Genomic DNA, 13,252 nt, shown 5'->3' with positions numbered 1-13,252 from the left:
CGTCAGATGTGTACAAGAGACAGGGGTCTGGGTGTGGCGCTCGCGGTCCTCTCGGGATGCGGAACAGCCCAGGATGGGACAGGAAGTTCCACGGACGTCCCAGAGTCACCGCGCACGCAGCGTGCCGAGCTGATGACGCAGACGGTGACGGTGGAGGCCGCGGCGGACACACACGTCGTGGCGACGACACCGACGACGAGCTACGGCTCCTCGCCCACGATGGAGGTGGACCTGTCGCCCGAGTCGCAGGCGTACCTCAAGTTCTACCTGGGGGACCTGCCGGGAACGGTGACGGCCGCGAAGCTGCGGCTGTTCGCGCTGGATGGGTCCGGCAATGGGCCCCAGGTGAGTGACCCGCCGGGCGCCCGGAACTGGAACGAGACCGACACCTGGAACACCCGCCCCACCTGGGACGGCTGGGTCATCGCGAACGCGGGCGCCGTCGCCAGCGGCACCTGGATGGAGCTGGACGTCACGCGCACGCACTTCTACGACAACGCCCACATCAACTACTACCTGTCCGCGGACAGCACGGACGGCGTCACCATCGCCTCCAGCGAGCACCCCGACCCGGCGCTCCGCCCGCGGCTCGTCCTCACCGTCGAGTCCGGCGAGGACCACCCGATACCCGTCCCTCCGCCGCTCCTGGCTTCCGGGCCCGCCGTCTCCTTCGCGCCCGTCGCCGACACGTTCGTCGCCGAGGACGCACCCGGTGCCGTCAACGGCGCGTCCGCGTCGCTCACGGCGGACGGCTCGCCGCGGCAGGAGGTGCACCTGCGCTTCTCCGTGCAGGGGCTGACGGAGACGGTGCAGCGCGCGGTGCTGCGCCTGCACGCCAGCGGGGGCACGGAGGATGGGCCGGCGGTGTACGCCACGCAGGGCAACTGGAGCGAGTCGAGCGTCACCTGGAGCTCCCGCCCGGCGAAGGTGGGCCAGCCGCTGGGTGACGCGCAGGTCATCGCCTCCGGCGTGTCCGTGGAGTACGACGTGACGGACCTGGTGCGCGGCAACGGCGAGTACTCGCTCGGGCTGTACGGCACGTCGGGGGATGGGGTGACGTTCCAGTCGCGCGAGGCCACGGACGCCTCGCGCCGCCCCCAGCTCCTCGTCTGGACGGGCGCGCCGAAGGCGGCCCCCACGGATGCGTGCCTGACGCGCACGGAGTTCTTCTCGCGGGTGAGCTACGCGAGTGACGACACCTACGTGACGCAGGAGTCACCGGCCGGGAAGTTCAACACCCAGGCGTCGCTGCGGGTGGACGCGGAGCCGCGCGCGGAGAGCTTCCTGCGCTTCCACGTGACGCTGGCTCCCGAGCGCATCCACCGCGTGGTGCTGCGCCTGTTCGCGCTGGATGCCACGGGCAACGGGCCCCGGCTGTACCAGGCGTCGACCTTCGACGGGGCGGTGACGGACTGGGACCACCGCCCGGCGTCGATGGCCAACCCCCTTGGCGACCTGGGCGCCGTCGCGAGGGACTCGTGGGTGGAGTACGACGTGACGAGCCTGGTGACGAGGAGCGGCGAGTATGCCTTCTCGCTCCTGCCGGACAGCACCGACGGGACAAGCTTCGCCTCGTACGAGGCGATGTACGAGGGCATCCTCGGAGGTGGCGTGGCCCCGCAGCTCGTCGTGTTGTACGAGACGGGCAGCTTCTGCTCGTACCGGGGCACGCAGCCGTCGGGCACCACGGCCTGGACGCGCCAGTCGGGTGGGCCGCTCGCCGAGCGCTCCCGCCACGTGGCCTCCGCGCCGGACGGCGGCTTCGCGGCGCTGAGCACGGTGGAGCAGGCGCCGGGCACCTCGCCCTGGGCCGAGCAGACCGACGTCGTCACGCTCCACCGAGCGGACGGCAGCGTCGCGTGGACGCGCGACTTCGCGCAGCCGGGGTTGGACTTGCGCAGGGTGGTGGTGACGTCGCTGGGCAACGTGCTGGTGGCCGGCAGCTATCACGGCGCGCCGGACCTGGGGAAGGGCGCCCTGCCCCAGGGCAGTGGCATGGTGGTGGTAAAGCTCACGCCGTCGGGCGCGGTGGATTGGACGCGTGGCTTCGTCGCCTGGTTCGACACCTACGACGAGCACATCAACAACCCCATGGACGTGTTCGACCTCGCGACGGACGCGCACGGCAGCGCCATCGTCGTGGGCACGTTCTGGGGCTACACGGACTTCGGCGCCGGACCGCTGTACTCGGGCAAGCCCTACCCCTATGACGACGATTACCCGAACTCCTTCCTCCTGAAGCTCCAGTGGGACGGAGCGCACCTCTGGTCCAAGGCGCTGAAGGCCACCACCCTCCGAGGGACGCGGGCCAGCCACGTCGTGGTGGACGCCGAGGAGAACATCATCGTCGGCGGCTGGGCGGGCGCGAACACGGACTTCGGCGGGGGCGCCGGTCCCGGCTCCGGGCCCTTCGTGGCGCGGTGGACGGCGAGCGGTACGTACACCTGGCACCGCGTCATCCCGGTCTGGTGGAGCGACCTCGCCGGCGTGGGCGTGCTGCCGGACGGGCGCGTCGCCTTCGCCGGGCACTTCGGCGGGCGCTTCACCTTCGCGGGCCAGTCGTACGCCAGCAGCGACCCGGACGACTACGAGGGCGGCTCGAGGGATGGCTTCCTGGGCCTGCTCTCCGAGACGGGACAGGACGTGGCGCTCCGCCAGTTCGCCCTGCGCCCCTTCAACGACCTCGTCGTCGACGCGGCCGGCACCCTCGTCACCTCGCGCTCGGGCGGCAGCGACCTGGGGCTGGGAGCGGTGGGGTGGACGGGCGACGAGTGGGCCGACCGCCCGGCGCTGGCGGCGTTCGGTCCGGACCTGGAGGCGCGCTGGGTGCGCGTCCTCGACAAGCTGGACCCCTGGATGCAGCTGACGGCGACCCCGGACGGCCTCGTGGTGTCCGGCCACTTCCGCGAGCCGGTGGAGATGGACGGCACCTGGTTCACGCCGATGGCGCGGCGCGAGGACCTGCTGCGCTTCAAGCTGCGGCCGTAGGCGGCGCCTCGCGCGGGGCCGTGGGCTTCACGGTCCCGCGCCTGGGGAACGCGCCGTCCGCGCTACCACGTGACGACGTAGGTGCAGGACGCGTCGCCCTTCGTGCGGCAGCCCGTGTCGGGGACATGCGTGAGGGTGGCCTGGGGCTGGAAGCGCTGGGCCATGCCCTTGATGAGCCCCTGGTCGAAGCGGCACGGACAGGGGTTGTCGCACACCAGGAGGGCCTCGTTCTTCCCGGCCACCGGCTGGTACCGGTAGTGCCCGATGCCTTCCGTCATCTCCCCCGTCAACGGGTTGAACATGGGCTTGCCGTCCTTCCGGTGGTTCATGTGGAAGGCCACGTCGATGGAGGCGAGCGCGCCGTGGATGTCCTGGATGTTCGGCGGGAACTCGGCGTTCTTCGGAATGAAGGAGCCGACCTTCTCCAGTCCCCGTCCACCCAGGAGCGTGTCGATCTTCTTGTAGACCGGCATGTAGTGGTCGAGGTCGTACCAGGCGTTCGTGTCAATCATGAGCGCGCCGCTGGCGTCCCGGGTCTGGACGTTCATGGCCTGCATCAGGTCATTGACGAGGACCGAGAACGTGTTGATGGCCGCGACGACGGAGTAGATGCTCGCGCCTTTGACCTGGATGCCTGTGAACGAGAACGAAGCTGACATGGGGAGCTCCTGGCGCTGGGTTCCGCTGGACACGGTTGTCGGTGACGTCCGTGCTACCAGGTGACGACGTAGGTGCAGGATGGATCGCCCTTCGCGCGGCAGCCCTTGTGGGGGTCATGCGCGAGGATGGCCTGGGGCTGGAAGCGCTGGGCCATGCCCTTGATGATTCCCTGGTCGAGCCGGCACGGATAGGGGTTGTCACACACCATGATGCCCTCGTTCTTCCCGGCCACCGGCTGGTACGCGAAGTGCCCGATGCCCTCCTGCATCGTCCCGGTCGCCGGGTCGAACATGGACTTGCCGTCCTTGCGGTGGTTCATGTGGAAGGCCACATCGATGGAGGCGAGCGCGCCGTGGATGTCCTTCACGTGCGGAGGGAACACGGCGTTCTGCGGAATGTAGAGGCCGACCTTCTCCAGACCCCGCCCGCCGAGCAGCGTGTCGATCTTCTTGTACACGGGCAGGTAGTCGTCCATCGGGTACCAGGCGTTCGTGTCGAGGGTGAGCGCGCCGCTCTCGTCCCGCGTCTGGACCTTCATGGTCGTCATCAGCTCCTGGACGAGCACCGAGAACGATTTGATGGCCGCGACGATGGAGTAGATGCTGATGCCGCTGACCGTGATGTTCGAGTACGGGGATGACATGCGGAGCTCCTAGCCCTGGCGCGAGGCCGACTCGAGGGCGCGCAGGGCCGTGGGGTTGTGCAGGTAGCGCAGGCACTCCTTGAGGCCGTCGCGGAGGCTGCCGAGCGTCTTCACGCCGCGCAGGTCCACGCCAATCTGGACCAGCGTCTGGGCAATGGGCGGGCTGATGCCGGTGATGACGCAGTAGGTGCCGAGCAGCCGCGCCGCGTTGACCATCTTGATGAAGTGGTTGGCCGTGGACGTGTCCACCACCTCCACGCCGGTGATGTCGATGATGGCGCAGCGGGCCTTGCCCTGGGAGATGCGGTGCAGCAGCCGCTCCGTCATCTCCAGCGAGCGCTGGGTGTCCATCACGCCGACGATGGGCAGCGTGAGGATGTCCTCCCACAGCTCGATGATGGGCGTGGACAAGTCGCGGATGGCCAGCCGCTGCTGCTCGATGGTGGCCAGCTTCTCCTCCAGCTCGCGCCGCGCGGAGTCCAGCTTCAGCAGGGCCTGCTCGCTCTCGTGCACGGAGGCGTGCAGCTGCCGGGCGAAGAGGTTGATGGTCTCCTCGAACGGGGAGAACGCGTCCTCGCCCGCGATGGGGATGAGGTGCTGCGCCGGGTCGAACTCACCCAGCGAGATCATCGCCAGCAAATCGCGGATGCGCTCGATGCGGTCCTGGTCGACGGTGACGGTGGAGGCGGCGGGTTGCGGCTGGGCCATGGGCGCGCCACCGGGAAAGGGGGAGGGGAGGCCCAAACCCGATGGGGTGATTTGTTATGCCCAAGACAAAAAAATGCATCAAGAGGGGTACTGGTTGACCCCCAGTTCCCCTGGCTGCCCCTATTTGAAGGGTAGGGAGAGGTAGTGCGCGCCCAGCTCCGTCAGCTGCCCGTTGGCGCCGAGCAGGCTCGCGAAGCACGGGTCGTTCGTCCAACGCCCCGTGAACCAGGCGTAGCGGAACACGTCGTCGCGGTTCTCGCAGACGGCGACCATCTCCGTCATCTGGGCCTTCTGCTTGGCGACGGAGTCGATCTGCGCGCCGTCGTTCTGGCTGTGGCAGTTGGCGAACTCGGTGACCCAGAACGGCTTGCCGTACTTCTCGAGCCGGTCGAGCTGGCCCGCGAGCCCGTAGTCGTACCAGTGGAAGGCGAGGTAGTCGATGCGCGGGTCGCGGTTGCCGTTGGCCGCGCGGTACGCGGCGTAGAAGGCGTCGAGCCAGACGACCGGGTCCGAGTAGTTGCGCATCGTGCCCCAGTTCATCGCGGGGCCCACGAGCTTGACGCCGGTGTTGGCGGCGACGGCCTCGTACCGGGGCCACAGGCGCGCCGCGTCCTGCGGCGACATGTTGGCCTGGTCCACGAGGTTGGGCTCGTTGAGGAGCAGCAGGTACTGGATGTGGGGGTTGGCCTTGAGGGTGGCCTCGATGCTCGCGGCGTTGAAGTCGCCGTTCCACAGCATGGGGATGAAGTCCATGCGGTAGCGGGCGCGGAAGTCCGCGGGCACGTTGCGGTGCGGCTGCGGGCTCCAGTTGTACCACCAGCTCACGCCGGGCGAGACGGCCGCGAGGTCCTCGGGCGTCGCGAGGTCGAAGGCGATGCCGCGCTTGGCGCTCTTGGGCGGGGGCGGCGTGCCCGCGTCCGTTGGAAGCTGGGTGCCGGCGTCGGTCTGGGTGCCGGCGTCGGTCTGGGTGGAGCCCGCGTCGGTCCGGGTGGAGCCGGCATCGGACGGGTTGGAGCCGGCATCGGACGGGTTGGAGCCGGCGTCGGTGGTGGCCTGGGGGTTCTCTTCCTTCTCGTTCGAAGAGGCCGGATCACAGCCCAGCAGGATGAGGGCGGCGATGAACGCGGGTGCGATGACTCGTCTCATGGATCTTCACCTCGGGACCCCAGCTTAGTCCAGATGGTGAAGAAAGCCCGGTGGTGCGCGCTCAGAATTTCAGGGGGTGCACCAGCTCTTGGACGGAGCCGCTCTTGAAGTAGACGCGGACGCGAAGCGGGAAGGTGCCCCATCCCGTCATGGTGAGCGGGAAGGCGTGTGCGCCGTCTCCCCGCTCGCAGACCTCTTGAACCGGTGCGGGGTAGGTCTCGTGGAGTCGATACTCCACACATTGAATCTGTCGCAGGGTTTTCTCGGGCGCCTCGATGAAGGCGGTCCACCGCCAGGTGTTCTCCCCGACTCGCGTGGCGGTGTTGTTCACCCGGACAGCGCTCTCGTCCGCTCGGAATGGGGCGGGGGCGAACGAGAGCGCATGCATCAGGGTGGTTCTCGAGCCGTCCTTGAAGTTCACCGTGACGGGGATGTCGAAGGTCCCCCACCCGCGAGCACTGAGGGCGAAGGGTCCGCGTGGGTCTTCTCTGTCGCGGCTCTGTCGCTTCCTGGGGGAGAAGGTCGGGTGGAGCAGGTACTCGACGCTCTCGATGCGGTCCAGGGTGTCATCGGAGCCTTCCAGGAACACCGTCCACTCCCACTGGTCGTTCCCCAGGTACCGGGCTGTGTTGCGTGTCGAGAGCCCGGCGGCGGCGTCCGCTGGAGGGGACGTCAACAAGAACATGGCTCCGAGAATGACGAGGAGGCACCTCATCGTTCGAGCTCCGCCGACTGGGTGCTTGGCTCCTCCGTCATCCGCAGTGGGACCGCGGGGACCTCGAATCGCTCGCTCTTCCAGGTTCGACTCCCCTCGGTGGCATGGAGTCGGACGACGTCTCCAACGCGGAGGCCCTGCACGGCGACCTTGATGCCCCCCGGGCCCGGCTGCACCACGCTGGGTATCTCCTTCATGCCCGTCTGGTCCTTGGGCGACATCAGCGCCTTCACCTGGACCTCATCCGGGTTCGCGGGGGCGGCGTCCTCCGGAAATTCGAGGCCGAAATGGATGCTCATGAGCCTGAACTGGTCGAGCACTTCCCGGACCTGCTGGCGCTCGTCCTCCATGGCGATCTTCAGCGCGGCGTTCTCCTGCTCGGACGCCTTCAGCCTTCCCCTGAAATCGGAGAAGCGCATGAAGAGCACCCCACCGACGAGGACGAACCCGATGACCGCGAAGAGGCCAATGAGGTTGGTCCGGAAGGAGAAGAGGTCCTTGATGGTGATGACCTGGTCTCCGCCGGCCCCCTTGAGCCGCTTGTGGCCCAGCGCGGCCAGGAAGATGAGCGCGAGCCCGGCGACGATGAGGACCGCATACAGGACCACCTCGAAGACCCACTCGGGTCCGAGTCCTGGTGCAGGGAGCGCCTGTCCAGGAAGCTGAGCGAGCCCTCTCATCGCCGTCCCCCCTCGGCCAGCGCCCCGGTACGACTCCGCCGAGGCGCGAGCAGGTTCCATCTGGAAGCCTGGGCACGCTCAGTCGGATTGCAGCAGGGAGCCGCATTTCCGCTCGTCGCCCCGTGCTGGGGGCGTCACCTCAGTCGGCCGTCGTCACGCCCGTGAAGGTGGCGCCGCCAGTGCGCAGGCGCTTCACGTCCATCCGGCCCAGGGTGTCGTTGTGGGCCGGGTAGGCGACCGCGGAGAAGCGCAGGAAGGCATTACCCACGATGTCGACCGACTCGAACGTGTAGCTCAAGTCGTTGGTGCGCACCGAGTCACGGATGAGGGGGAACTCCCCCGACGCGCCGAGCAGCAGCTCGTAGTCCACGGCGTCCCTGGCCTTGGACCAGCTCACGGCCAGGGGCGAGCCGGTGGGACGCTCGGGCTCACCGTGCAGCGTCAGGTTGAAGTCGCCGGGGACCTTCAGCGTCCGGCAGAGCACCTCGTTCCCACGCATCACACGCAGCTCCACCGACCCATCCACCAGGAGGGTGCTCATCCCGATGATGACGTTGTGGAAGGCGCCCACCTGCTGCACGTAGGGCACGTTGAACCCGCTGAGCATCACCTTCGCGTCCGTCACGTGCACGTCGTCGTTCTTCACCTCGACCCGCACCTCGTTCGACTCCCAGGTGAAGGTGTTTCCGGCGGAGTGGATGAACTCACCCTCCACCGTGAGCGCGCTGCCATCGGTCACCGTGTCGCACGGCGTGAAGGAGATGGGCACCTCGCGCATCCGCCGCACGACGAAGCCCTCGGTCGCCACGGCCACCCCGACGCGGACCACCGCGCTTCCTTCGTACGCCTCGGTCGCGAGCTTCAGCCCGCGCTCCCTCGTCACCCCGGACGCGAGCACCTCGTCACCGGCGACCACGCTCACCTCGTAGTCGGTGGCGCCATGGGACTGTGTCCACGCCGCATGCACGGTCTCCCCGGGGCTGTAGCTCATGGGCGCGGTGGGCTGGAGCAGCTCGAAGCGCGAGGGCACCACCACCGTCCGCGCGACGGCCTCGTCGCCCTGCTTCGCCATCACCGTGACGAGCCCGGCACCGAGCAGCGCCGAGGCGTTCTCCAGGTGCAGCGTGTAGCGGTCCAGCGTGGCGTCGTACGTGGCCACCTCGTCGCCCACCGTCACCTGCGCGGCCTCCACGCTCGCACCGTCGCGGCGCACCTCGAGCGTCACGTCGGCGCTGTCGCCGTTGACGACGAGCTCGCCACCGAGCGTCAGCACGCCCTCCACGGGCTGCTCACCCAGCAGTCCGCAGGGGGCCTGGTCCGAGGTGTCGTCCCAGGCCGCCTCGCAGACGAACACGTCGAGCAGCGGGTCATCGTGCAGCGACAGGGGGATGGGCGTGGTGAGCGGCACCACGCCGGAGCTGTGATTGTCGTCGAGGCGCACCAGGTTGAAGCCCTGCGTCAGCCCCGTGCCGGCCGGCTGCGCGGAGTCGAGGTAGACCACCACGAAGGCGGGCGGCCGGGTCCACGCGAGCGAAGCGCCGAGCACGCGGTCCACCGGGGTGCCATCCGCGGGGATGGTGTCCAGCGCGCCGTTGCCGTCGCGGTCGTTGTAGGCGAGGAGGATGCCCATGGCGCCCTTGCCGTGCATGCCGTTGCCGAGCTGCACGAGCGCCTCGGCCGGGGGCGCGCTCTTCACGTCGAAGGTGTAGCTCGCGGGGAAGCCGCCCGAGTACGCGATGTCCTCGGTGACGATGCCGAGCGGCTTGCTGACGGGCCCGGACTCCTCGGAGAGCATTCCGGGGTACCACGCGAGCGCGAGGCGGACGGGGCCCGTCAGCTCGGCGCCCGGCTCCGTCGCGAGCTGCCCGCGGAGCGTGGCGAGCGGCTTCTCGGTGGGGGCGGGAACCGGGGCCGGCGGCGGGGCGTCGTCGCCGCAGGCGGAGAGGGTGAAGAGGGACAGCAACAGGAAGCTGCGGGAACGGCGGGATGCGACGGTCATTCGAGACTCCGGTTCGAGAGAGAGGCCCCGGCGTCCGGGGCGCTCACGTCTTGAAGACCGGGCGACCATTTATTTTTGGGAACCCCTTTTTCTTCAGGGCACCACGGTGAGGGGCCGCGTGCGCACGCACTCCACTTCCAGCCACCCCAGCCGCGACAGGTCCGTGGGCCGGGAGACGGCGGCGACGCGGAGGGTCGCGGGCCCTTCGGACGGCGGGGCCCGCAGGGGCGTGCTCGTCTCGGAGACGAAGGCGAAATACCCCTGCTGCCCGTCCGGAGCGAGCAGCGTCGCGGCGTAGCCGACCGCGCCGGTGGAGGCGGTCCACTCCACGTCGAACTCCGTGCCGGCGCGCACCTGGGCTCCGGGAGCGGGTGAGGTGATGGAGAAGCCCTCGGGGACGGTGAGCAGGCGGCGGGTGACGGTGTCTCCCCAGCGTGCCACCAGCTCCACGGTGCCCCCTTCGGTGAGCAGCGTGGAGTCCGCTTCCTCGAGGAAGTAGGCGCCGCGCTCGTTCGTGTACGGTATCGGCCGCCCACCGAGGGTGACGGTGGCGTCGGACAGCCAGACGTCGTCACGGATGACGGAGAGGTTCACCCTCACGGCGCGGACCTCCAGCGACACGGTGCCCTCCACGCGCAGGGTGCCCGGCTGCGGCGGGGGCGGCTCGAAGGAGAGGCCGCAGGGCAGCTCCGAATCCGGCAGGCCGTCCCAGGCGGTCTCGCACGCGAGCAGGTCCAGCAGCGGACCGCCCGCGCTCAGCGCGAGGGGAATGGGCGCGTCGAGCGGCAGGACCTCGCCGCCTTCGGGGGTGACGTGCAGGAGGTTGAAGCCGCGCTTCAGGCCCGTGCCGGGGTCCTGCGCCTCTTCGACGTACAACAGGACGTAGGAGTCGACGCCGCCCCACGAGGCGCCCACCACCCGGTCCTGCGACGGCCCGGCCCCGGTGGATGGGCGCGTGTCGAGGCGCTCGTTGCCGTTGAGGTCCCGGTAGGCGAGGAGGAAGCCCGTCGCGGCGCGGCCACGCACCTGGCCTCCCACCGCCACGCGCGCTCCCGCTGGCGGCGGCTGATGGAGCGGCAGCGCGAAGTCCGCGGGGAAGGTGGCCTGGAAGGGAACGTCCTCGGTGAGGATGGATGCGGGGGCGCTCGGTGGCACGGCGGAGTCGTCCACGAGACCCGGGTACCACGCGAGCGTCAGGCGCACCGGGCCGTCGGGCCGGTCGGTCGCGGAGAGGCTCGCCTCCCCGCGCAAGGTGACGAGCGGGTCACCCGCGTACGTCGCGTCCACCGGATTGCCGCACGCCGCGGCGAGAAGGAGGAGGAGAAGGCCAGTCAATCGGTGCATCACGGCGTGTCCTCTTGGCATGTATTCACGGGCTCGGCGCGAGCGGGGAGCGCCCCCTCAGAAGCGGAAGCCCGCGCCAGCGCTGATGAGCGGCGCCAGGCGCAAGGGAGGCACTGACTCGCTCGGCGGCGGCAGGTATCGCACCAGCAACTGCCCCTGCACGAGCGCGAAGGCCGAGCCGGGCAGGGGCACCTCCACGCCGGCCACGGGCCCGACGGCCACGCCCAGCGCATGGCGCGCGGACAGCGCGGGCCGGCCCAGCGTGTCCTGGATGTCCTCCTCCCGGTCTCGGTGGAAGGACTGACGAAGGCCCGTCAGCTCCACGGAGAGGCCCACCTGCGGCACCAGCGCCCACTCCATCCACCGATAGCCCGCCGAGACGCCCAGGCCCAGGGAGCCCTCGGAGATGTCCATCCCCACGCCCCGGTAGGAGGCCCGCGCGCCCGCCACCGTGCCGAGCGCCCACCACGAGCCCCGTGTGTGCCGGTAGCCCAGCGCGCCCGAGACTCGCGTGCCCGTGCGCGGAATCGCCGCCCCCTCCCAGCGCCCGAGCGCGAGCACCGCCGAGCTCTTGAGCTCCAGCGCGCCGCCCTTCATGGCGACCTCCTGGTAGCGGCGCCACTCCAGCGCGGCCTCGTTCACCGGCCGCTCTCCGCCGAAGGGCAGCTCCACCTCCAGAAGCCCCGTGCTGGCGCCCGCGCGCTTGCGCACGAGGTAGCGCCCGGGCGGCACCGCGAGCCGCAGCGGACGGCCGGGCTCCTTCTCCACCTCCGCGACGACGTCCGGACGCGGCCGGCTGGAGACGACGTAGCGCCCCGACGCGGCGGCGGGGAACACCAGCGCGCTCTTCGCCCCCGCGGGCTCCGTGAGCACCAGCTCCCCCGTGCCGGCCAGCTCCAGCGAGTACGCCGGGTGCTGCCCCGCGCCGGCCGCGCCCGCCACCGTGCGCCGGTACGAATACGCATACGCCTCGGACAGCGACACCTTGCCGTCCGAGTCCGCATCCGCGTCACCGCGCAGGCCCGTGAGCAGGTGGTGCGTGAAGAGCGAGCCCTGCAGCGAGTCCCACTCCTCGCTCACCTCGGCCGGGCCGCTGGACGAGATGACCACCTGCCCATGCAGCGGCAGCTTCTCCAGGGAGACGTCGTAGGCGGGCGCCGCGCGGCCGCCCTTCTTCTGGGCCAGGGTGCCGCTCTCGCACGCGTCCACCATCACCACCGTGAGGCGCGCGCCGGCCGCGCGCGCGGTGTCGCGCAGCTCGGCGAGCGGCAGGTGCGTGCCCGCCAGGTGCAGCACGCCCGCCTTCGCGTGGGAGGAGACGTAGACCACCAGCACCGCGTCATGTCCCTGGCCGCGGAGCTCGGCGATGCGGCCCGCCACCTCCGCCAGCTTCTGGCGCACGCGCTGCGCCGGGGCGTCCACCAGCACCGAGGCCCGGTCCGCGCGCACGCCGCCCAGCTCCACGAAGAGCTGGCGCACCCGCGCCGCGTCGTCGTCCGCGAAGCGCAGCACCGCGTCGTCCGGGTCGCCCACGTTGGAGCCGATGGAGACGAGCAGGCGCACCGTCTCGGCCGGCGCGAGGGCCGGCCACAGGAGAAGACACAGGAGAAACAGCCACCGCATGGGTCAGGGCGCCTTGCGCAGCCGCAGCGCCGTGACGCGGCAGCCGTCGCAGGTGAGGGTGGGCTCGGCGCGGCCGGCCTGCTCGCGAAGCTGGGCAAGCAGCGGGGCCGCCTCGAGTGGACGGGGAGCGTAGACGGCGAAGAGCCACTCCGTGCCCGGGGCGTCGTCCAGCTCCACGCTGCCGGGCAGGAAGTCGCGCTGGGCGGCGGCGACCGGCGCGGATGCCGTGCCTTCGAAGGGATGGAAGACGCTCGCCCCGCCGCGGCCGTCCAGCTCCAGCACCAGCAGGTGTCCGGCCTCCGGCGTCTCGTAGGCGAAGCGCAGCCGGTCCCCTTCCTTCACCACGCTGTCCTGCTCCAGTCGCACGGCCTCGGCCCCCGCGCGAGAGGCCACCACGCGGAAGGCACCGCCCTTCCAGGTGACACCGGAGCCGTCATCGAACAGGCGGGGACCGAGCACCAGCACCAGCACCAGCGCGGGCACCGCGGCGGCGAGCACCGGGAAGAGCCGGCGCCAGGGCGAGGGCGCGCGAGGAGCGGCGGCCTCGCGGCGCTCCAACTGCTTCAGGAACCGGTCCGCGGGGCGCGCCCGGAGGAACGCGTCCCGGCCGGCGGTGAGCGCCTCCAGTTGCGAGCCACAGGCGGCGCACGTCCGGACATGGGCCTGGGTGGACTCGGGCGTCGGCTCGCCGGCGGAGAAGGCCTCGAGCACGGCGGCGGGAGGGCACTCGGGCCCACGGGGGGAGG

11 protein-coding genes are annotated in these 13,252 nt (G+C 70.4%); 1 reads left to right on the top strand and 10 read right to left on the bottom strand.

The window, feature by feature from the left end; translation table 11 throughout:
- Positions 1-132: 132 nt before the first annotated feature.
- The gene (locus HG543_RS43445; RefSeq protein ID WP_171818802.1) at positions 133-2,988 is read left to right on the top strand and encodes a CBM96 family carbohydrate-binding protein; all 2,856 of its coding nucleotides are present in this window, start codon (positions 133-135) and stop codon (positions 2,986-2,988) included.
- Between the two features lie 62 nt (positions 2,989-3,050).
- Here HG543_RS43445 and HG543_RS43440 read toward each other — a convergent pair whose 3' ends face one another.
- The 10 genes from HG543_RS43440 to HG543_RS43395 form a co-directional block, all read right to left on the bottom strand.
- A complete protein-coding gene (locus HG543_RS43440; protein WP_169350831.1) occupies positions 3,051-3,647 on the bottom strand; it encodes a hypothetical protein in 597 nt (198 codons plus the stop codon).
- A gap of 53 nt (positions 3,648-3,700) precedes the next feature.
- Positions 3,701-4,291, bottom strand: a complete 591-nt coding sequence (locus tag HG543_RS43435; RefSeq protein WP_169350830.1) for a hypothetical protein — start codon at positions 4,289-4,291, stop codon at positions 3,701-3,703.
- Positions 4,292-4,300: 9 nt separating this feature from the next.
- Positions 4,301-4,999: an STAS domain-containing protein gene (locus tag HG543_RS43430; protein ID WP_169350829.1), complete on the bottom strand. Its 699-nt coding sequence runs from the start codon at positions 4,997-4,999 to the stop codon at positions 4,301-4,303.
- Between the two features lie 120 nt (positions 5,000-5,119).
- Positions 5,120-6,145 carry a glycoside hydrolase family protein gene (locus HG543_RS43425; RefSeq protein ID WP_246357723.1) on the bottom strand — a complete coding sequence of 342 codons (1,026 nt, stop codon included), beginning with the start codon at positions 6,143-6,145 and terminating at the stop codon, positions 5,120-5,122.
- A 61-nt stretch (positions 6,146-6,206) separates the two neighbouring features.
- On the bottom strand, positions 6,207-6,860 hold the full coding sequence (locus HG543_RS43420; RefSeq protein ID WP_169350828.1) for a pYEATS domain-containing protein: 654 nt from the start codon (positions 6,858-6,860) through the stop codon (positions 6,207-6,209).
- Positions 6,857-7,540: a hypothetical protein gene (locus HG543_RS43415; protein ID WP_169350827.1), complete on the bottom strand. Its 684-nt coding sequence runs from the start codon at positions 7,538-7,540 to the stop codon at positions 6,857-6,859. The genes HG543_RS43420 and HG543_RS43415 overlap by 4 nt, the downstream gene beginning before the upstream one ends.
- A gap of 139 nt (positions 7,541-7,679) precedes the next feature.
- Positions 7,680-9,539 carry a hypothetical protein gene (locus tag HG543_RS43410; protein WP_169350826.1) on the bottom strand — a complete coding sequence of 620 codons (1,860 nt, stop codon included), beginning with the start codon at positions 9,537-9,539 and terminating at the stop codon, positions 7,680-7,682.
- A 93-nt stretch (positions 9,540-9,632) separates the two neighbouring features.
- The gene (locus HG543_RS43405) at positions 9,633-10,883 is read right to left on the bottom strand and encodes a hypothetical protein (protein WP_169350825.1); all 1,251 of its coding nucleotides are present in this window, start codon (positions 10,881-10,883) and stop codon (positions 9,633-9,635) included.
- Positions 10,884-10,940: 57 nt separating this feature from the next.
- Positions 10,941-12,506, bottom strand: coding sequence for a caspase family protein (locus tag HG543_RS43400; protein ID WP_169350824.1), 1,566 nt, complete (start codon positions 12,504-12,506; stop codon positions 10,941-10,943).
- Positions 12,507-12,509: 3 nt separating this feature from the next.
- On the bottom strand, positions 12,510-13,252 hold a 743-nt coding region (locus HG543_RS43395; protein ID WP_211194551.1), incomplete at its 5' end, for a hypothetical protein.

This window comes from Pyxidicoccus fallax (assembly GCF_012933655.1).
In the GTDB taxonomy this organism is placed as follows: domain Bacteria; phylum Myxococcota; class Myxococcia; order Myxococcales; family Myxococcaceae; genus Myxococcus; species Myxococcus fallax.
The sequence above is the reverse complement of the archived record's forward strand: the minus strand, read 5'-3'. Positions and strand labels throughout refer to the sequence as shown.

Excerpts from the sequence above, each read along its gene's own strand:
- HG543_RS43445 (WP_171818802.1), top strand. The coding sequence starts at position 133 with ATGACGCAGACGGTGACGGTGGAGGCCGCGGCGGACACACACGTCGTG.
- HG543_RS43440 (WP_169350831.1), bottom strand. The coding sequence starts at position 3,647 with ATGTCAGCTTCGTTCTCGTTCACAGGCATCCAGGTCAAAGGCGCGAGC.
- HG543_RS43435 (WP_169350830.1), bottom strand. The coding sequence starts at position 4,291 with ATGTCATCCCCGTACTCGAACATCACGGTCAGCGGCATCAGCATCTAC.
- HG543_RS43430 (WP_169350829.1), bottom strand. The coding sequence starts at position 4,999 with ATGGCCCAGCCGCAACCCGCCGCCTCCACCGTCACCGTCGACCAGGAC.
- HG543_RS43425 (WP_246357723.1), bottom strand. The coding sequence starts at position 6,145 with ATGAGACGAGTCATCGCACCCGCGTTCATCGCCGCCCTCATCCTGCTG.
- HG543_RS43420 (WP_169350828.1), bottom strand. The coding sequence starts at position 6,860 with ATGAGGTGCCTCCTCGTCATTCTCGGAGCCATGTTCTTGTTGACGTCC.
- HG543_RS43415 (WP_169350827.1), bottom strand. The coding sequence starts at position 7,540 with ATGAGAGGGCTCGCTCAGCTTCCTGGACAGGCGCTCCCTGCACCAGGA.
- HG543_RS43410 (WP_169350826.1), bottom strand. The coding sequence starts at position 9,539 with ATGACCGTCGCATCCCGCCGTTCCCGCAGCTTCCTGTTGCTGTCCCTC.
- HG543_RS43405 (WP_169350825.1), bottom strand. The coding sequence starts at position 10,883 with ATGCACCGATTGACTGGCCTTCTCCTCCTCCTTCTCGCCGCGGCGTGC.
- HG543_RS43400 (WP_169350824.1), bottom strand. The coding sequence starts at position 12,506 with ATGCGGTGGCTGTTTCTCCTGTGTCTTCTCCTGTGGCCGGCCCTCGCG.